Raw genomic sequence first — 19,457 nt, 5'->3', positions numbered from 1 at the left:
ATAAATTATGATTGAATTTTTTGTCGATGCCTATAAAAATGCTTCAATGACTCAAATTATTTTAGAATTCATTGCCTTTATCTGCGGTATTCTAAGTGTGTGGTTTGCTAAAAAGGAGAATATTTTGGTATATCCTACAGGTTTAATTGCCACAATTATAACTGTTTATCTGTTGTTTATAGCTGGTTATGTTGGTGATATGCTTATTAATGCGTATTTTAGTGTAATGAGTATTTATGGATGGTACAAATGGTCTAGAAAAACGCAAAATGAAGATAATTTACCTATAAGCAGAACTAGTAAAAAAGAGAAAATAACAGGAATTTTATTGTTTATTGTAACTATTTTTGTTGTTTACGGGATCTATAAATTATTCGATTATGAAATTCATAACGATAATTACATTGACATGGTTGCTTCAGGAATATTTTTCACAGGAATGTGGTATATGGCACTCAAAAAAATAGAAAACTGGACACTATGGATTATCGGTGATTTGATAGTGACGCCTTTATATGCGTATCGAGGATTAGGAATTTTGTCTTTACAATATTTAATATTTACAATATTAGCAATATCAGCTTATTTAGAATGGAAGAAAATCTTAAACAGCACAAAGCTGACATCATAAAAATAGCCATGTTTGGTCCAGAAAGTACTGGTAAAACAACGCTGTCAATACAACTAGCTGATTATTATAAAACAGAATGGGTTCCTGAATTTGCTCGGGATTACCTGCAGCAAAAATGGGATAACAGCCAAGGCATTTGCGATGTTAATGATATGATGCCCATTGCTTACGGACAAACAAAATTAGAAAATGAAAAACTAAAAAGGGCCAACAAATTCCTTTTTTGTGACACGAATCTAATGGTAACGAAGGTGTTTTCAGAGGTGTATTACAATTATTGTGATCCCTTGTTGGATAAAGCTGCAAAAAAACACCAGTACGATTTGTTTTTCTTAACGGATATCGATGTTCCCTGGGAAAAAGATGATTTACGCGATAGTCCTGACAATCGCAAGTCGGTTTTTGAGGTTTTTAAAGCTAGTTTGATCAAAAATAAAAAACCTTTTATAACCTTGTCTGGTGATCAAACAAGTCGGTTAAAATTAGCGGTCGCTATCATTGACAACTTGGTCATTGCCAAAGACATGGGTTTTAGTGCTATTGACTTTGTACAAATATACGAGCATGGAATAGCTTTAAATGAAGTGCAAAAGCAGTTAGCTATTTTTAAAAGCGGTGTTCCTAAAATTAGGTTAACAGCTCCTGCCACGGTAGATAATGGTCTTTTGAAATTGTCGGAATCTGAATTTCAACAAAAAGCTAACTTTTTTGACGCCAATAAAGCATCGTTGAAGCTACTTAAGTTTGTTCCGGCTTCGGGTGCAGCAAGTAGAATGTTCAAGTTTTTAAATTCATTTTTAAATCAATTTGATCCTTGCTCTGAGTCTATCAATGCCTATATTAATAGAACGAGAGATACGGACCTTGCTATTTTTATAGTAGGAATGGATAAGTTGCCATTTTTTGATGAAGTCGACAAAAAGCTGAGAGAGATTTATCAAGACTTTGATGAATTATCTAGAGATTATAAAAATTATTACTTCATAAAACTAATATTAGATAAAGAGTACTTTGATTTTGCTAATAAGCCCAAAGGTGTACTTCCTTTTCATGCCTATCAAACCACAGTAGCCTCTCCTATAGAAGAGCAGCTTTATGAATGCGGCCATTATGCGGCTACAAAAAACAAATCGACCTTGCATTTTACGGTTTCAGACACGCATCGTGAACAATTTCAAGAGATCGTAAATAAAGTAAAGCCAGAGGTTGAAGCAAAGTTGCATACTAAAATTGAGGTTGAATATTCGTATCAAAAACCAAGTACAGATACCATTGCAGTTGACGAGAACAACAATCCCGTAAGAGACGGTAGTGGGAAATTATTATTTCGTCCCGGTGGACACGGTGCTTTAATCGAAAATTTAAACCAATTGGATGCTGATATAATTTTTATCAAAAACATCGATAATATTATCATCCATAAAAAGGAAATAATAGCATTGTATAAAAAGGCTCTTGCTGGTATTTTACTAGAATTACAACAAAAGGTATTTGCTTACTTGCGTGCGATTGATGCTGATGAGGTAACAGAAACGATGATTTCAGAAATCAAAGAGTTTTTGAGCTCAGACCTTAATGTAACTATTCAAAGCAATGATTTTGAAATGTACACCTTTGAGAATAAAATTAAAGTGCTCAAAAAAGCTTTAAATCGTCCGATCAGAGTATGCGGAATGGTGAAAAATGAGGGTGAACCGGGTGGAGGACCATTTTGGATAAAAGGGGATAATGACGTGACTTCTTTGCAAATTGTAGAGTCGTCGCAAGTTGATTTAGAGAGCAAAAAACAAGTTAAAATTTTAGCAAGTGCTACCCACTTTAATCCAGTAGATTTAGTGTGTTCCACTTTAAATTATAAGCAAGAACGTTATGATCTTACTAAATATGTTGATCCTGAAGCAGGTTTTATTGTCCATAAAAGTTTTTTAGGAAATAATATCAAATCGTATGAGTTACCAGGTTTGTGGAATGGTGCAATGGCTGATTGGTTAACTGTTTTTGTTGAAGTGCCTTTGGTGACTTTTAATCCGGTAAAAACGGTGAATGATTTACTCAAATCGGCACATCAATTGTAGCATAAAAGATTAAATTGGACTTCATGGAATGGAATAAACTAGTGTCAGAACTAAACTATAAAGCCGTACGGAGCAGTGGTGCCGGTGGTCAAAATGTGAACAAAGTGTCTTCAAAGGTGGTTTTGTCCTTTGATTTGAAAAATTCGCAGGTCTTATCAGAAGAAGAAAAGGTACTTTTAGAACAAAATATTCAAAGCCGACTTACAACTGATTTAATTCTTAATTTAAATTGCGATGAAGACCGTAGCCAATTAAAAAATAAAGAGTTGGTTACCAAGCGATTTTTGCAAATTATAAAAAAAGGATTAGAAGTTCCTAAAGAACGAAAGGCAACTAAAGTGCCCAAGGGAGTTATTAGGAAACGAATTAAAGATAAAAAGAGCGTCTCTCAAGTGAAACAAAACAGGAAGAAACCCAATTTAGAATAGGTCGAAAAAAAGTGCAATTTCTATTTTGATTTTTAGTCTTTTTAGATTTACATTTGCACCGTCTCAAAGGGGTGCTCTAAATAACGAGCTGAGATTATACCCAACGAACCTGAGCAAGTAATGTTGCTAAGGGAAAAAATGACAAGAATAGGTAGTAAACACTGCTATTAGTCATAGGAAACAATCATATATCAATATAACAAAAAGAATAATTCCCCCTTTTATTCGTGAATTTTTTACGGATGAAAACAGTTATTAGTTTCAAAGGTGCACAATTTCAAAGTTGTAAAGCTGCATCAATTCAAAAATGTTCTGCACTTAAAACAGTTTCACTTTCTCTTTTCGCTATTGTATGCAGTACGGTTTCTTTTGCGCAAGTAAAAGACACAACCACTGTTAATAAATTAGATGAGGTGCTAGTATCAGCGGTACGTGTGACTACCAAAACACCAGTTCCATTTAGTAACCTCAGTAAAAAAGAAATCGCTCCCCGCAACTTGGGGCAAGACATTCCTATTTTAATGAATTATTTACCCTCTGTAGTGACTACTTCGGATGCGGGTAATGGTGTAGGTTATACGGGTATTCGTGTACGTGGTAGCGATGCAACCCGCGTGAATGTTACGATAAACGGAATTCCGTACAACGATTCTGAAAGTCATGGTACTTTTTGGGTCAACATGCCTGACTTTGCCTCTTCGCTAGAGAGTTTACAATTGCAGCGTGGTGTGGGAACGTCTACCAACGGTTCGGGTGCCTTTGGCGCAAGCCTAAACATGCTTACAGATAGTTATGCGAAGGTTGCCAATGGCGAAATTTCGAACTCTTTTGGTAGTTTCAATACGCGTAAACACACGGTAAAATTCAGTACGGGATTATTGAATGATCATTTTGAATTAGCAGGGAGAGTTTCGGCTTTAAACTCAGATGGATATATTGACCGTGCGACTTCTGATTTAAAATCGTATTTCTTGCAAGGAACTTATGTTGGAAAAACGACCTTGATTAAAGCATTAGCTTTTGGTGGAAAAGAAAAAACCTATCAGTCGTGGAATGGTCTTGAAGATCTGGACAAGCTAAAAAATGATAGAACATTCAATGTATCAGGTATTTATACCGATGAATTGGGTAACACTCGTTTTTATGACAACGAAACCGACAATTACCAACAAGATAATTACCAATTGCATTGGAATGAAAAACTTTCTAATAACTGGAATACAAATCTTGCTTTTCATTATACCAAAGGAAGTGGTTTCTATGAAAATTTTAAGGAAGATGCGAAAATTGTTGAGTATGGATTTGCACCGATAGTCGTTGATGGAACGACACGTAAAAAAGTAGATTTAGTACGTCAAAAATGGTTAGATAACGATTTCTACGGAACCACGTTCTCAGCTAATTATAAAACTGAAAAGCTTGATTTAATCCTTGGTGGAGGCTATAATAAGTACGAAGGAACTCATTATGGAAAAATACTGTGGTCTCGTTACGCTTTACCATTCGAGCCGGGTGATCGTTATTATGATGATATTGCGACAAAAACTGATGGAAATCTTTTTGCTAAAGCCAATTACCAAATCTTAGATAAACTAAGCGTTTTTGGTGATTTACAAATACGTTCGGTGCATTACAAAGCGAATGGCGCAGAAACAGGATTGGTTAACGATAACTTTAATTTCTTTAATCCAAAAGCAGGTTTGAATTTTGAAATTGATGTAAACAATGCTTTGTATTTCTCTTACGCAAGAGCGAATCGTGAACCGAATAGAACGGATTACGAAAACGGAAGTCCGCGACCAGAGAAATTAAATGATTTTGAGTTGGGATTGCGTCACGCTACTGCAAAAGTAAAACTGAACGCCAACGTTTATTACATGGCTTATAAAGACCAACTGATTCTTACCGGAGCATTAGATGATGTTGGTGCGCCAGTGAGAGAAAATAGCGGAGACAGTTACCGTTTAGGACTTGAGCTTGATGCTACAATTGCTTTGTCGGATAAGGTTTTTTTGCGTCCGAATGTAACGATTAGTACCAATAAAAATAAAGATTTCTTTTTTAAACGTGATGGTGTGTTAACAGCTTTAGGAAACACAAATATTGCTTACTCTCCTGATTTTATTGCAGGAAATGCGCTTACAGTACTTCCTATTCAGAATTTGCAATTAACGTTTTTGTCTAAATTTGTGGGCGATCAATTCATGGGAAATATTGATGCTCCAAGCTCTAAGCTAAGATCGTATTTCGTAAATGATTTGAATGCGTCGTATGAGTTAAAGCCAAAAGGAATTTTTAAGTCGGTTATTTTCTCGGCTTTGGTTAATAATATCTTTGATTACAAATACATCTCTAATGGATATTTTTATACGTTCGATGATGATTATTCTAACCCGCCAGCAGTTACAACCATTGAAGGAGCGGGTTATTATCCTCAAGCAGGAATTAACTTTTTAGTGGGAATGACATTGAAATTTTAAGGAATAAAATTGACTTGTAGTACAACCTGAAAGTTTCGGCTTTCAGGTTTTTTTGTAGGTAATTTTTTTGTTTTCGCTTGCTTTATCAGAAAAACTCTATCTTTTTATTTTTTAAAGTTTAATTTATCTTTTCGAAAACTGAATCAATTATCCATATAGACCGATGAAGTACCTTTTTTTACTATTATTTACCACAGTAGCCTTGGCGCAAACATCAGGTGGTGTTACCTATAATTTCAATTACGAAATGGATCTAGACGGCCTTAAGTCGCAAGAATCCAAAGATTTTACAACAAACATTTTAAGTGCAGCTAATCAACTGGAATTTCAGTTGACTTTTAATAAGCAGCAATCACACTTCATCCAAAACACCAAATTAAATTTTGAGTCAGAAAAGGATAAAAAGTTAAGCGCAGTTGCTAGAGCTTTACAAGCATCTAATGAAACGCATACTGATTTTGAAACCAGTAGGCAAATTATAACGATGAGTGACAGAACCTTGATAGAAGAAAAATTAGACAAGCAAGATTGGCAAATAGGAACGGATTCTAAAATGATTGGAGTCTATTTGTGTTACAAAGCAACGCTAACAATACCATTTGTAAACAGATATGGTGAAGCTAAAACTAAGGAAGTAGTCTGTTGGTTTGCACCTAGTTTGCCATACAGTTTTGGTCCAAAAAGTTATTACGGTTTACCGGGCTTATTTTGGACCTAACAGAAAATAGAACTACCTATCTTGCTACAGTAGTAGACTTTAGCGATGAGATAATAAAGATTGACTTTCCGAAAGGAAAAATAATAAGTGAAGAACAATATTCTAAAAAAGTACTTTCAAATTAAGCATTAATGATTAAGAGTTTCTTTATTTTCTTTCTTTTCACCACTCTTACCTTCTCGCAATCTAGTACTATCACTGGTGTGGTTTCTGACGTTACAAATAAACCATTAGAATCGGCTAATGGGATTGCTAAAACTTTTAACAGTACATCTTACATTTTTAATTTTATCTAAATATTGTCAATCAGGGTTTTGTGTTTTCAATGAAAGTATTAACATGTTAAAATTTAGTTAAATTTGTAATAATATTTGTAGAAATTAGTTTTTTTTTTTTTCATATTTGTCTTGGTTAACCAGAAAATAATTATAAATTTAAACCAAGTAAAAATGGAAAAATTAGTATTTTACGTCCGAGATTTGTTATAACACTTGATACGACAGAGGTATAGGTAAGAGAAAAAAAATATTACCGAATTATACACATAACCTAATGGTTAAATGTTAAGATATGTACTTAAAGTGTAATATTTGTAATAATAACCTATTTGCAATTTTAAAAGAAAAAATAATTGAATGAAAAAACATTCACAAAAACTATCAAAATGTCAAAAAAAAAATAAAATTTCAATTTTCGCAATTCTACTTATTGCGTTAAATGCATTAATATTTGTTGCTTGTACAAATAATGAAAACCAAGTCGAAAAAAACCAAGACCCTTTAGCAACGAAATTTCTTGGTTCTAAAACTTATTTAAATCACAAAGAAGATATTGCAAAATTTGGCACGATTATTTACGGCGAAATTAAATCGGCAGAAATTTCAATTGAAAATCAAAAAATTACAGTTTTAAGTATTCCAGTAAAGGATGGTAATAAAATAGTTGGAAAATTAGAAGTAGTTGATTTAAAAAATACATCATACCTTCCTAATGGAGATACTTATGCGCTAAATTTTATTAATTTAGCTAAGTTTAATTCAAAGACTTTGACTGGTCAAATTGAAATGGTTGACTTGAATTTTGATAATTATATGCATTCGTCTATTGTTGTAGAAAAAAACAAAATTAAATCTTGGAAAAGTGAAGGTTTGTCTGAAAAGTTGTCGAACAAATATAAGAAATTTAGAAACCCCAATATAAAAAATATATTTGCAAAGAGACATTTATGTGATGCAAACAAAAATGGTGATGTTTCTTTTTCTGAATGTTATAAATGTGTTGCTGATGCAATAGACGCTGATGGTTTTTCATCATGGGTTTGTGACTTTCCAGTTGCAGGTTGGTTGAGTTGTTGGGGTTCAACAACAGCTGCCTGTGTCTATATTTCAGCTACTAATTAAATTAATATCAAATGAATTACGAAACAATAGGAATATCTTTATTCATAGTATTAATTATTGTAGGTATTATCTTTACAATAATTAACATCAAAAAGGACAAAAATTTAAGTAGTAGGCAAAAAAATAATTTAATATTCTTGCAATTATATTTGCCAATTATTGGACCAATGATATATTTTTCATTTTTTAGAAAAAGACAATTATCTTGATCGCTTGAATCAACCAAGACTCACGCTAGCTGTGGTTGATTACTATCTTAAGTTATGAGGAAAATAAATACAATATTACTTTTTAAGTTATTTCTTATTGCATTGTAATGTTTTTTGTAAACGGTGTAAGCACCATTAGATACAAAATTCAAGTGGTTCGATTTATGTCACACACAAAGAATTCTGAAAATCAAATAGTAAATGACATGATAATATTAATTGTAAATTGTAAAACAGATAATCTTCGATTCAATAAATAAAGTCGAGTTTTATTCAAAATTATTAACTGTCACCGTGAGTTTCTTTTGCAAATTTTAATATTATGATGGAGAAAATTGCTTTAATAGAAATAAACAGTCACAATTATTTTCTCGGCTTTAGTTAATAATATCTTTGATTACAAATACATCTCTAATGGATATTTTTATACGTTCGATGATGATTATTCTAACCCGCCAGCAGTGACAACCATCGAAGGAGCGGGTTATTATCCTCAAGCAGGAATCAACTTTTTAGTGGGAATGACATTGAAATTTTAAGGAATAAAATTGACTTGTAGTACAACCTGAAAGTTTCGGCTTTCAGGTTTTTTTGTAGGTAATTTTTTTGTTTTCGCTTGCTTTATCAGAAAAATTCTATATTTTTATTTTTTAAAGTTTAATTTATCTTTTCGAAAACAGAATTAATTATCCATATAGACCTATGAAGTATCTTTTTTTACTATTATTTACCACAGTAGCCTTGGCGCAAACATCTGGCAGTGTTACCTATAATTTCAATTATGCAATGGATCTAGACGGCCTTAAGTCGCAAGAGTCCAAAGATTTTGCAACAAACATTTTAAGTGCAGCTAATCAAGTGGAATTTCAGTTGACTTTTAATAAGCAGCAATCACACTTCATCCAAAACACCAAATTAAATTTTGAGTCAGAAAAGGATAAAAAGTTAAGCGCAGTCGCTAGAGCTTTACAAGCATCTAATGAAACGCATACTGATTTTGAAACGAGTAGGCAAATTATTACGATGAATGACGGAACCTTGATCGAAGAAAAATTAGACAGGCAAGATTGGCAAATAGGAACGGATTCTAAAATGATTGGAGTCTATTTGTGTTACAAAGCAACGCTAACAATACCATTTGTAAACAGATATGGTGAATCTAAAACTAAGGAAGTAGTCTGTTGGTTTGCACCTAGTTTGCCTTATAGCTTTGGTCCAAAAAGTTATTACGGTTTGCCGGGTTTGATTTTAGAGTTAACAGAAAGTCAAAAAACCTGCGTGGCATCAAAAATAGAATTCTCAGACACGGCACTAAAAATAAACGTACCTAAAGGAAAAACAGTATCTAGAGAAGCATATGAAAAAATGCTTGAGTCGAGTATGGGTGCTGTAATATTATCAAATAAGAGGGAAAAAGAGAAAGAGACCAATTGAAAAATAGTAAATCCAGTTTTTTAAGTTAAAAATGAAATCAGGTATTCATGAACACTATAAAAAAATTGTTGTTTTTAAAAAATAAATAAAATGAAAAAATACTTTATCCTAGTTTTGTTTTCAAGCTGTCTATTTTCTTACGGACAAGTAAAAGGAGGCGTTGTAACTTATGGAGTTACCGTTTCTGAAGACAAGGACAGCCAAATAGACAAGCTGATGTTATCTATGAATGCTAATTACTACTCGATTATAAAGGAATTTGAATTTACCCTAAAATTCAATAGTGAAAAAGCACTCTTTGTAAAAGTAAACAAAATGTATTCTGATGCTAATGCTGCAGCAATGGGGGACGTTAAAATTAGATTTAATGGAAATTCAATGATTACCAATGATAGTGTTTTTAGCGAATTTTCATCTCGAGATATAGGTGAATTCATTGTGAAAAATGAATTGAATAAAAATTGGACTCTAATAAATGAATCCAAACTTATAGGAGAATATAAGTGTTTCAAAGCTACTTCTGAAAATGTGGTAGTGACCAAGGAAAAAACGTTTAGACATCCAATTGTGGCTTGGTATTGTCCCGCAATTCCCTTTCCGTACGGACCATTAAGTACTGGCGGTTTACCGGGACTGATTTTAGAATTACAAACTAAAAATGGGGTGTTTGGTGTAAAAAAAATTGAATTAAGTCCTACTACAAACAAAATTGAAAGTTTGAAGAACTATAAATTTATTGAAAATGAAGAGTTGAATAGGTTGATTGAAGAGAAAAATAGCAATTAAAATCGATTTCAATAAAATACATGTTTAAAATCTTATTACTTCTTCTTTTCACCACAGTCTCCTTCTCGCAATCTCGTACTATCACTGGTGTGGTTTCTGACGATACAAATAAACCATTGGAATCGGCTAATGTGATTGCGAAACCTTTTAATAACACATCTTACAGTTTAAGATTTGTTTAAATACTGTTAATTAGCGCTTTGTGCTTTTAATAATAGTATTTACCTGTTAAAATTTAGTTAATTTTATAAAAATATTTGTAAGAATTAGTTTTTTTTTTTTTTTTCATATTTGTCTTGGTTAACCAGAAAATAATTATAAATTTAAACCAAGTTAAAAATGAAAAAATTAGTATTTACCGCTCTAGCAGTGGTAGCATTTAGTGGAGTTGCTATGGCAGAAAATCAACAAGTTCTTGTTGAAGATAATTGTTCAGATGTATACCACGAAACTTATGAGGAATTTGTTGCTCTAGGGCTAGAAGAAGAAGCTGGAGCTGAAGCTTTTGCTGCTTACAAGGATTGTAAAGGCTTAAATTAGTTTAATAACCCGTTTTTTCACGGGTTAATTTTTTAAATATGAAGTATTTTGCTATTATTTTATTTTTTGCTAGTATGACATTATTTTCTCAAACTAATGCAAAAATAAGTTATTCTGTAATACCTACAGGAGGATCTTTGGAGAAAAATGAAGAGGTAGTTAAAAGTAAGGTTGCGAGTTCGTTTATTGGTGTTGATGAAGCACTAGCAAGATTGACTTATATTCTTGTTGTAAAAGATCAAAGATCTAATTTTTATTTAGAATCAATGTTAGATTTTAATCAAAGATCTGCAAGATTAGCGAGAGCTTTTGCAGGGAATAATGATTTTTTTAAAGATCAAGTTAAGAATCATATTATTAAAAAAGTTGATTTTTCAAATGAAATCTTTTTTGTTAAAGTAGATTCAGTTTCTCAATGGGAATTGCAAAATGAGCAGAAGATAATCAATGGTTATACTTGTTTTAAAGCTGTGAGAAATAAGTTTCTTAGGCTAAAACAGAAAAACCGTGTTCATGTCATTGAAGCATGGTACTGTCCTGCAATACCTATAAAAAACGGCCCCAAAGAATTTGGAGACTTACCGGGCTTGATATTGGAGTTACAAGATGATAAAATTACATTTTTGGCTTCAAAAATCGAGCTAGGCACCGATTTGAAGTTGATGATTAAAGAGGTAAATAGTAAAATAATATCAGAAACTGAATTTTACAAAATTGTTGAGAAAACTGTCGAAAACACTACTGGTTCAATTAGATGATTCATGGTGTCAGTTTATAAAGCAATCACTAAGGAACTATTTTGATTTAAGTATATTTCCAATTAATTTAACTTGTCATATCGGAATGTAAAATACATAATATCAAAAAACACAACAAATAAGTGGGAGGTATACATTACACATAGTAGAATTTCAATAGAAAATCTTAATCTTAGACCGTTAAACCGTCTTAAGAATGTTTGTTGCTCTTCAAGTAATTACATTTTAATGAATATCTTGATATCCTACTTAATAAAATCTAAAAATATAAATTTAAACCGAATTAGAAAATGAAATCGAAGATTCACGAACACCAAAAAAATTGTTGTGGTGAGTAAAAAATTAGTATTTACCGCTCTAGCAGTGGTGGCATTTAGTGTGTCTGCAATGGCAGGTACAAAAGAAGTAAAAAAAGCAAAAGTTGTAGCTGATGATTGCTATACAAAAGCTATGAATTATATCACTAACGTTTGTGATCCAAACGGTACTAAGACTAATCAAGAATGTGAAGCTGCTTATCAAGGTTATTTACAAGGATGTTATGATGGCGGAAAAACGGCGTCGATTTCCGCTAATTAATTAGTTTTTACAATCAACCAAAACTCATAGTAGTTTTGGGTGATTAATATTTTTAAGTTATGAGAAAAATAGAAATATTATCGCTTTTTATGCCATTACTTTTTGCATCCTTATGTTTTGGGCAAACAGTTTCAGGTACGGTTATATACAAAATTAAACTAGTAGATTACGGGGTAGACAGTAAAGATCCAGAATTTAAAGAGTTAAATGAAGAAACTGTAAAAATTGCAAATTCACAAACATGTACACTCAGTTTTAACAATTTTCAATCAAGTTCAGTTTTAGATAGATATTTAATTGCTAATGATCAAAATAGCGGGTTAAAAAAGATGGCTAGAACCATGGCTTTTATTGTAACTAATGGGAACGATTATTTTTTTGACAAAAGTACCAACAAGGCAATAAAGAGAGATGATAATGGTAATTTAATAAAAATTAATCATGAAAAGTTAGATTGGGAGGTAACAACTGATACTAAGAACATAGATGGTTATTTATGTTATAAAGCAATTTATCAGATGAAATTTATTAATAGGAGAGGTGTTAATATGAGTATTCCAATAATAGCATGGTTCGCACCTAGTTTGCCATACTCTTATGGCCCTAAATATTTTAATGGATTACCGGGACTTATTTTAGAATTAATAGATCGGGAGACCACGTTTTATGCTTCATCAGTCAAAGTTGTTAATGAAGAGGTATTAATTGACTTTCCGAAAGGAAAAATAATAAGTGAAGAACAATATTCTAAAAAAGTACTTTCAAATTAAGCATTAATGATTAAGAGTTTCTTTCTTTTCTTTCTTTTCACCACTCTTTCCTTCTCGCAATCCCGCACCATTACAGGAGTGGTTTCTGACGATACAAATAAACCATTAGAATCGGCTAATGTGATCGCGAAACCTTTGCAAGAAAAAGCGAGCCTTAAGTTTGCTATCGCTGATAATAAAGGACGCTATCGCTTGGAACTAGACAAAGAGGTTAAGTACGAAATCACTGTTTCTTACATTAGCTTTATTGAGGAGGTATTTGTCCTTGAGGCTACTTCAGCAGTGACTACCCACGATTTTAATCTAAAGTCTAGCGGAGAACAACTCAAAGAGATCGTCATAAAACACGAGTTCAAGCCGATTATCATCAAGAAAGACACCATGACTTTTGATGTTAAGAGTTTTGCGAATGGAAACGAACGCAAAATGAAAGAAATTTTGGAAAAGCTACCTGGGGTAGAAGTGGATAAAAACGGCGGAGTTACCGTACAAGGAAAAAAGGTAACTAAAATGCTGGTAGAAGGAAAGTCATTTTTTGGTGGTGGCTCTAAATTAGCTGTAGAGAACATTCCTGCTGATGCATTAGATAAAATTGAAGTAATAGACAATTTTAACGAAGTAGGTTTTATGAAGCAAGTGTCAGACAGTGATGACTTGGCCATGAATGTAAAACTGAAAGAAGATAAAAAAAAGTTTGTTTTTGGTGATATCGAAGCTGGCGCTGAAGTAGGCAACGCCGATAACGGATTTTATCTCGCTCATGCTTCCTTGTTTTATTATGCTCCTAAAACTAATTTGAGTTTTATAGGCGATGCCAATAACATTGGCAAGAGTACTTTTACTTTTGATGATTTAATGCGCTTTGGCGGCGGAATGAGTAGTTTTTTGTCCAACAGAAAATCACTTACTAACTTATATTCACTAACCAATGACAATCAAGATGTAGTCCAGAATAAATCGCAATTGAGTGCTTTTAATTTTAGTCATGATACATCGTCTAAATTAACGATTTCGGGATTTGCTATTTTTTCGAAAGTATTTATGGCTTCAAAATCTGAAGCTAAAAACGATTACTTGCAAAGCAACGCCATTACTTTTGAAAACAAACTTCAAAACGGAACCAATAGCACCGTTTTAGGAATTGGAAACCTAAAGTTTGATTACTCGCCATCCGCTAAGGAAAAATGGTATTATAATGCCCAGTACCAATCAAGCACCAACGATTTTGCAAGCACGATCAATTCGATTACGAATACCAACGCAAGTACTTTTGAAACCATTAGCAAAGCTGATAATACCGCTGTAAAACAGTATATGGAGTGGCATAAGAGTATAAATGAGCACAATACAACGACTTTGGTAGTCAACCAAGCCTACGAAAAAAACACGCCTTCGAGTCGGTGGTTTACAGATCAGCCTTTTTTATCGGGATTGATTCCGCTTCAAAATGATGCAACCTACACCATCAACCAAATCAAAAAAGTGACTAATAATAGTGTCGATGCGTTGTTCAAGCATTATTGGATAATCAATAATTTCAATCATTTGTACACTAATGTGGGGAATAATTTCGGTAGTTCCACTTTTTCTACTTCCGAAAAGCAACTGCTAACTAATGGTAATACGAATGATTTTGCGACAGCAGGCTTTGGCAATGAAGTAGACTACCGCTTAAATGATGTTTACATAGGTTTAGAATATAAGTTTCAAATAGGAAAATGGATTAATAAACCGGGTTTGTATTTACACAATTATGATTTACGAACGTCTCAATTAGGAAGTACGACCACTTTATCTAAGTTCCTTTTTCAGCCCCAATGGAATAGTGATTACGAGTTCAATAAATCCGAATCGCTAAGTTTCACCTACAAGTTAGAGAATGGTTTTCCGGAAGTAAGTAGGTTGGCGAGCAACTTTACTCTTCAAAATTATAATTTAGTTTATAAAGGTAATGCCCTTTTAGAAAACGAGCAGTTCCATACCGCTAACTTGCGTTACACTAAAACTAATTTATACCGCGGCATCACTTGGAACGCTAATGCTACCTTTAATAAAAAGGTAAAAACCATACGAAACGAGATTCTGCTTGACGGAATCAATCAGTTCAATACACCTATTTTAACCGATAATCCTGAGACGAATTATAATGTAAGCGGGTCTTTTAGTAAACGCATCTATCGCTTTAATCTTAGATTCAATTCTCGATTGAGTTGGTTTAATTACACTCAAAACATTAATTCAGTAGTCACCACCAATGACCGAAACAGTCAAAATCTTGGTGTAGTGTTTAAAACGGCTTACAGGAAATGGCCGGGATTTAGTGTGGGATACAATAAAGGCTTCAGTCAGTTGTCAGGATTAACGCAGTCTAGTTTTAAGACGGATGCTTTGAGTACGAGTTTTGACGCGTCGGTTTTTAAATTTTGGACCGTTAAGGTAAATTATGAAAACCTTAAAAACACAAATAACAACGGGCAAACTAATTTTTATGATATTGCAAATACTTCCCTTCGTTATCAGAAAAAAAACAGTCCGTTTGGGTTTGAACTTACTGCCAATAATATATTCGATAATAAGGTAAAGAATGATTATTCGATCTCTGATTATTTAATTAGTGAGCGAACTACGTATGTTTTACCACGCGTGCTACTATTTTCAGTGAGTTATAAACTGTAAAATCTTAATTGTAAACGCGAAGATTTGTTCCATTAGCTTCTACTCGGTATTGTTTCAAAGGATATTGCTTTCCGCCTTGTCCTGTAAATAAACTATATTCTGTATTGTCGCAAGCACAAACTACATTAATACCTTTGAGTGTCATGGTCGAGCAGCTACTGATGGCTTGATTAGGACAAGCGGCATCGAATGCATTAAAACCACTTCCCGTATTAAAAATAAAAATACCACGTGGAACGGCTGGACTAGAATAATAAATTGCATTACTTGCAAATTTTAAATTGGAGTAAGCCGGTAAGTTTAGATTCAAGTCAGCGGTAAACGAATAATTAGATAAAAAAGGATTGTTATTATTAAAACCATTATCGCTACATCCCATAAACAAAGGAAGTAGAAGCAGTAGAAGCAGTGATTTTTTCATGTTTTAAAATAAGTTGGAACTATTAGTAAAACAAATTTAAATTATTTAACTTTGAAATAGATATGATTAACATATAATTATAGACTTTAAAAATTATTAGTATCTTTGTGGAAAGAAATCCCGTCCTGATGGGATTTTTTCTATTTATATAAACGACCAAACTATGAGCGCAATATCTTATTATACCGCAGAAGGATTAAAGAAATTAAGAGAAGAATTAGATTATTTAAAAAATGTAATGCGTCCAAAGGCATCTGCTGATATTGCCGAGGCTAGAGATAAAGGTGACTTGTCTGAAAACGCTGAATACGATGCAGCCAAAGAAGCTCAAGGAATGCTAGAAATGCGTATTGCTAAACTAGAGGAAGTTCATTCTAACGCGAGATTGATAGATGAATCTAATCTAGATCTATCTAAAGTTTTGGTGCTTTCGATTGTAAAGATCAAAAACCAAACTAACGGCATGGAAATGAAATACACTTTGGTTGCTGAAAGTGAAGCCGACTTGAAAACCGGAAAAATATCAGTTACTTCCCCTATCGGGAAAGGATTGCTAGGAAAATCAGTAGGTGATGTTGCTGAAATCACTGTGCCTAATGGTGTCTTGAAATTTGAAATTTTAGAAATCTCAAGAGAGTAAACCTTACTAGCTAATTTGATTTAAAACCAAAATTGTATTTACGATGAGTTCCATATTCACCAAAATTGTAAACGGAGAAATCCCTTGCTATAAAATTGCCGAAGACGAAAATTATTTGGCTTTTTTAGATGTAAATCCAAATGCCAAAGGGCACACGCTTTGTATTCCTAAGTTCGAAATTGATAAAATTTTCGAAATGGACGAGGCACATTATTTAGGACTGATGCATTTTTCTAGAAAGATCGCTATCGCTCTTGAGCAAGCAGTACCCTGCAAGCGAGTAGGAATGTCGGTGATTGGTCTCGAAGTACCACATGCACATGTACACCTGATCCCGTTGAACGCCATGGACGAGATTCGCTTTCAAAATAAAGTTACTTTAACTAAAGAAGAATTCGAACAACTAGCAGCCAGCATTGCTTCGAAACTGTAATTTTTAGTACAACCCAATAAATTGGTATGGTTTTCGTTTAAAGCCAGATAGTTCCTTCTATTTTAAACGAAAGCCTCCCCATACCAATGAAATCTCTCCGTTTATTTTTTACTTTATTTTATGTGTCTTTCAGTTTTGGTCAAGCCAAAGCAGATTACAGCAGGATAGACAGTCCCATTTCTAAAATCCCCACCAGCGCAACCGTTTCTACAGCCGCTATTGCCAATTACATTCAATCTAAATTCACTACTCCTGATGATAGAATACGAGCCGTATTTTATTGGACAACCGCTAACATCAGTTACGATTTGGCTAATATTAAATCGCTGCAACAAGACCAATTGCTCGAAGATCGAATTGCAAAAACCTTAAAATCCCGAAAAGGAGTTTGTAAAAATTATGCTGAGGTTTTTAGTGATTTAGCCAATAAACTAGGAGTCGAAACTGTAATTATTAGAGGCTATACGAAGCAGTATGGCGAAGTCGGTCGTATTCCTCATGCTTGGTGTGCCTCGAAACTAAGTGGCAAATGGTACCTTTTTGATCCTACCTGGGCGGCAGGTTATATTGATGGTGGTCAGTTTAAAAAGCGACTACGAGATACCTATTACAAAGTGCAACCGCAGGAAATGATTAGCTCTCACATGCCTTATGACTATGTATGGCAGTTTTTAAATTATCCTGTTACCAATGCAGAATTCACTTCAGGAAAGCTGTTGCCTACTAAAACAAAAAAGTACGTTGATTTTGAAAAAGAAATTGCCAAAGCAGCAATGCAAGACGAGGAACAACAACTAATAGCATCATCAAAAAGAATTCGTGAAAACGGCATTACGAACGCGATGATTGCTGAGATGCTATCCTATAATGACAAGAAAATAACTTATATACAAGAGGAGCGCTCTTTTGAACAACTGAATCTTATCTTAAAAAAATACAACGAGGGCGTAGCGGAATTAAATCAATTCATTTCCTTTAAAAACAGACAGTTTAAGCCGTTAAAAAATGATAATCTGATCAAAAATATGATTCTGAGTCCCTATGATAAATTGCTGTGGTGCCAAAAGTCATTAGGCAATCTAGGGCATTTGAGTGATGCTAACAGGCAAAGTGTAAACGGACTGCAACAGTCGTTAAGCGCAGCGCTGCAAATGACAATTGAGCACAAGAACTTTGTATATCAGTACGTTTCAAAATCGCCAACTAGCCGAGAAAAAATGTTTTATAAAAGAGTGTATTAAATAGGTTGCCCTTGCATCATGCTTCTTTTTTAAAAATCATTTGCATAGTAGTTCCTTTTCCTATTTCGGACTGCAGTACTTTAATAATTCCTTTATGGTATTCCTCTACAATTCGCTTGGTTAAGGACAATCCCAATCCCCAACCTCTTTTTTTAGTGGTAAACCCAGGTTCAAACACGGTCTTAAATTGATTTTTACTGATACCGCTGCCGCTGTCTTTAACGCTAATTCTCACCTGATCTTGGTCCTGGCTAATTCGTAAATCGAGACTTCCTTTCCCTTTCATAGCATCAATCGCATTTTTTACTAGGTTTTCGATCGTCCAGCTGTGCAGTGTAGGGTTTAGTTTTACAAAAATAGGTGTGTCCGGTGCTTCAAAAGTAAACGCAATTTGTTTTGAAAAACGAGATTGTAAATAGGTGTAGGACGCGATGGTTTCGGCAACAATGTCGCTGCGTTCTAAAACAGGCTCGGATCCTATTTTAGAGAAACGTTCGGTTATCGTTTGCAAGCGATCAATATCTTTTTCAATTTCCGCAGTAATCGATTCGTCTACATTATCTGCTTTTAATATTTCGACCCATCCTATTAATGAGGAAAGTGGAGTTCCAATTTGGTGTGCGGTTTCTTTGGCCATTCCGGCCCACAATTTATTTTGCGTAGCAATTTTTGTACTGCGGTAAAAATAATAGACCAAGGCAGCAAATAACACGATGATAAGTAGCAAGGCCACTGGATAGTATTTTAGCTTATTTAATAATTCACTATTACCGTAATATAATTTCTGGAAGCGGCCAGGTACATATTCAATAACTATTGGGTCATTATCATTTTTTAAAGTGGCGAGAAATTGAGCAGCGTTTTTTTTATCATTAATAATTTCGTCAGCAATATTAACTGCGTTTATAATGCTATCGTTTTCCGTTAAAATAATCGGAATGGTGGTATTGTTACTAAAAATCTGCAAGGGAAGTTCCACATCAGTGTTTTCACCTGCGTTGATAAGCGTTTTTTGTGCTTTGGCCCAAAGGTTCATTTTTAGACGTTCTTCATTTTTAAAAATTTGAAAAAAAGTATAGGTGTTCCAAAGTATCAGAGTAATGATAAAAAAGGAAGTAAAAATAATAAGCCAGCGACTGGTGTTTCGTCTTTCAGAAAACTGCATAGAGTAGATTTTGAGCTATAAATATAACGAAATTTCTATCGTAATATTTTAGATTTTATTGCAATGTAGCGTA

The 19,457-nt window shown here is 33.5% G+C and carries 18 protein-coding genes and 1 pseudogene; 17 read left to right on the top strand and 2 right to left on the bottom strand.

Translation table 11 applies throughout. The annotated features are described in order from the left end of the window. Positions 1-7: 7 nt before the first annotated feature. From pnuC to ACZ2G0_RS01815, 14 genes and pseudogenes are all read left to right on the top strand, one after another. Positions 8-631, top strand: a complete 624-nt coding sequence (gene pnuC / locus ACZ2G0_RS01880; protein ID WP_470308755.1) for a nicotinamide riboside transporter PnuC — start codon at positions 8-10, stop codon at positions 629-631. Continuing rightward, positions 592-2,706 carry a DUF4301 family protein gene (locus ACZ2G0_RS01875; protein ID WP_470308754.1) on the top strand — a complete coding sequence of 705 codons (2,115 nt, stop codon included), beginning with the start codon at positions 592-594 and terminating at the stop codon, positions 2,704-2,706. The genes pnuC and ACZ2G0_RS01875 overlap by 40 nt, the downstream gene beginning before the upstream one ends. Positions 2,707-2,729: 23 nt before the next feature. Beyond that, on the top strand, positions 2,730-3,134 hold the full coding sequence (gene arfB, locus ACZ2G0_RS01870; protein WP_300288677.1) for an alternative ribosome rescue aminoacyl-tRNA hydrolase ArfB: 405 nt from the start codon (positions 2,730-2,732) through the stop codon (positions 3,132-3,134). 242 nt (positions 3,135-3,376) lie between these two features. Next, a complete protein-coding gene (locus ACZ2G0_RS01865) occupies positions 3,377-5,614 on the top strand; it encodes a TonB-dependent receptor (protein ID WP_470308753.1) in 2,238 nt (745 codons plus the stop codon). 163 nt (positions 5,615-5,777) lie between these two features. After that, positions 5,778-6,332 carry a GLPGLI family protein gene (locus ACZ2G0_RS01860; protein WP_470308752.1) on the top strand — a complete coding sequence of 185 codons (555 nt, stop codon included), beginning with the start codon at positions 5,778-5,780 and terminating at the stop codon, positions 6,330-6,332. A gap of 635 nt (positions 6,333-6,967) precedes the next feature. After that, entirely contained in the window at positions 6,968-7,732 is a 765-nt protein-coding gene (locus ACZ2G0_RS01855; protein WP_470308751.1) for a hypothetical protein, read from the top strand. A gap of 568 nt (positions 7,733-8,300) precedes the next feature. Continuing rightward, positions 8,301-8,480, top strand: a pseudogene (locus ACZ2G0_RS01850) (hypothetical protein); the annotation flags it as partial. 163 nt (positions 8,481-8,643) lie between these two features. Continuing rightward, positions 8,644-9,375: a GLPGLI family protein gene (locus ACZ2G0_RS01845; RefSeq protein ID WP_470308750.1), complete on the top strand. Its 732-nt coding sequence runs from the start codon at positions 8,644-8,646 to the stop codon at positions 9,373-9,375. Positions 9,376-9,465: 90 nt separating this feature from the next. Then, positions 9,466-10,161, top strand: coding sequence for a GLPGLI family protein (locus ACZ2G0_RS01840; protein WP_470308749.1), 696 nt, complete (start codon positions 9,466-9,468; stop codon positions 10,159-10,161). 339 nt (positions 10,162-10,500) lie between these two features. Then, positions 10,501-10,701 carry a hypothetical protein gene (locus ACZ2G0_RS01835; protein ID WP_470308748.1) on the top strand — a complete coding sequence of 67 codons (201 nt, stop codon included), beginning with the start codon at positions 10,501-10,503 and terminating at the stop codon, positions 10,699-10,701. Between the two features lie 38 nt (positions 10,702-10,739). Then, entirely contained in the window at positions 10,740-11,459 is a 720-nt protein-coding gene (locus ACZ2G0_RS01830) for a GLPGLI family protein (protein ID WP_470308747.1), read from the top strand. A 330-nt stretch (positions 11,460-11,789) separates the two neighbouring features. Further along, a complete protein-coding gene (locus ACZ2G0_RS01825) occupies positions 11,790-12,038 on the top strand; it encodes a hypothetical protein (RefSeq protein ID WP_470308746.1) in 249 nt (82 codons plus the stop codon). A 59-nt stretch (positions 12,039-12,097) separates the two neighbouring features. Beyond that, positions 12,098-12,808: a GLPGLI family protein gene (locus ACZ2G0_RS01820; protein ID WP_470308745.1), complete on the top strand. Its 711-nt coding sequence runs from the start codon at positions 12,098-12,100 to the stop codon at positions 12,806-12,808. Between the two features lie 6 nt (positions 12,809-12,814). Next, on the top strand, positions 12,815-15,484 hold the full coding sequence (locus ACZ2G0_RS01815; protein ID WP_470308744.1) for a carboxypeptidase-like regulatory domain-containing protein: 2,670 nt from the start codon (positions 12,815-12,817) through the stop codon (positions 15,482-15,484). A 4-nt stretch (positions 15,485-15,488) separates the two neighbouring features. Here ACZ2G0_RS01815 and ACZ2G0_RS01810 read toward each other — a convergent pair whose 3' ends face one another. Next, on the bottom strand, positions 15,489-15,905 hold the full coding sequence (locus tag ACZ2G0_RS01810) for a Rieske (2Fe-2S) protein (RefSeq protein ID WP_300288671.1): 417 nt from the start codon (positions 15,903-15,905) through the stop codon (positions 15,489-15,491). A gap of 163 nt (positions 15,906-16,068) precedes the next feature. On the opposite strand from ACZ2G0_RS01810, the gene greA reads away from it, so the two are divergent. From greA to ACZ2G0_RS01795, 3 genes are all read left to right on the top strand, one after another. After that, positions 16,069-16,545: a transcription elongation factor GreA gene (gene greA / locus ACZ2G0_RS01805; protein WP_300288670.1), complete on the top strand. Its 477-nt coding sequence runs from the start codon at positions 16,069-16,071 to the stop codon at positions 16,543-16,545. Between the two features lie 43 nt (positions 16,546-16,588). Then, the gene (locus tag ACZ2G0_RS01800; RefSeq protein ID WP_470308743.1) at positions 16,589-16,978 is read left to right on the top strand and encodes an HIT family protein; all 390 of its coding nucleotides are present in this window, start codon (positions 16,589-16,591) and stop codon (positions 16,976-16,978) included. A gap of 86 nt (positions 16,979-17,064) precedes the next feature. Continuing rightward, positions 17,065-18,219: a transglutaminase domain-containing protein gene (locus ACZ2G0_RS01795; RefSeq protein WP_470308742.1), complete on the top strand. Its 1,155-nt coding sequence runs from the start codon at positions 17,065-17,067 to the stop codon at positions 18,217-18,219. A gap of 16 nt (positions 18,220-18,235) precedes the next feature. On the opposite strand, the gene ACZ2G0_RS01790 is transcribed toward ACZ2G0_RS01795, so the two are convergent. Next, positions 18,236-19,384 (bottom strand): sensor histidine kinase, encoded by a 1,149-nt coding sequence (locus ACZ2G0_RS01790; RefSeq protein ID WP_470308741.1) that lies wholly within the window; start codon positions 19,382-19,384, stop codon positions 18,236-18,238. Between the last annotated feature and the right edge of the window lie 73 nt (positions 19,385-19,457).

The organism is Flavobacterium sp. KKT103 (assembly GCF_055640565.1).
This window is presented reverse-complemented; position numbering and strand designations above follow the sequence as displayed.

Bases quoted from the DNA above. Each gene is read 5' to 3' on its own strand.
- pnuC (WP_470308755.1), top strand. From the start codon at position 8: ATGATTGAATTTTTTGTCGATGCCTATAAAAATGCTTCAATGACTCAA.
- ACZ2G0_RS01875 (WP_470308754.1), top strand. From the start codon at position 592: ATGGAAGAAAATCTTAAACAGCACAAAGCTGACATCATAAAAATAGCC.
- arfB (WP_300288677.1), top strand. From the start codon at position 2,730: ATGGAATGGAATAAACTAGTGTCAGAACTAAACTATAAAGCCGTACGG.
- ACZ2G0_RS01865 (WP_470308753.1), top strand. From the start codon at position 3,377: ATGAAAACAGTTATTAGTTTCAAAGGTGCACAATTTCAAAGTTGTAAA.
- ACZ2G0_RS01860 (WP_470308752.1), top strand. From the start codon at position 5,778: ATGAAGTACCTTTTTTTACTATTATTTACCACAGTAGCCTTGGCGCAA.
- ACZ2G0_RS01855 (WP_470308751.1), top strand. From the start codon at position 6,968: ATGAAAAAACATTCACAAAAACTATCAAAATGTCAAAAAAAAAATAAA.
- ACZ2G0_RS01845 (WP_470308750.1), top strand. From the start codon at position 8,644: ATGAAGTATCTTTTTTTACTATTATTTACCACAGTAGCCTTGGCGCAA.
- ACZ2G0_RS01840 (WP_470308749.1), top strand. From the start codon at position 9,466: ATGAAAAAATACTTTATCCTAGTTTTGTTTTCAAGCTGTCTATTTTCT.
- ACZ2G0_RS01835 (WP_470308748.1), top strand. From the start codon at position 10,501: ATGAAAAAATTAGTATTTACCGCTCTAGCAGTGGTAGCATTTAGTGGA.
- ACZ2G0_RS01830 (WP_470308747.1), top strand. From the start codon at position 10,740: ATGAAGTATTTTGCTATTATTTTATTTTTTGCTAGTATGACATTATTT.
- ACZ2G0_RS01820 (WP_470308745.1), top strand. From the start codon at position 12,098: ATGAGAAAAATAGAAATATTATCGCTTTTTATGCCATTACTTTTTGCA.
- ACZ2G0_RS01815 (WP_470308744.1), top strand. From the start codon at position 12,815: ATGATTAAGAGTTTCTTTCTTTTCTTTCTTTTCACCACTCTTTCCTTC.
- ACZ2G0_RS01810 (WP_300288671.1), bottom strand. From the start codon at position 15,905: ATGAAAAAATCACTGCTTCTACTGCTTCTACTTCCTTTGTTTATGGGA.
- greA (WP_300288670.1), top strand. From the start codon at position 16,069: ATGAGCGCAATATCTTATTATACCGCAGAAGGATTAAAGAAATTAAGA.
- ACZ2G0_RS01800 (WP_470308743.1), top strand. From the start codon at position 16,589: ATGAGTTCCATATTCACCAAAATTGTAAACGGAGAAATCCCTTGCTAT.
- ACZ2G0_RS01795 (WP_470308742.1), top strand. From the start codon at position 17,065: ATGAAATCTCTCCGTTTATTTTTTACTTTATTTTATGTGTCTTTCAGT.
- ACZ2G0_RS01790 (WP_470308741.1), bottom strand. From the start codon at position 19,384: ATGCAGTTTTCTGAAAGACGAAACACCAGTCGCTGGCTTATTATTTTT.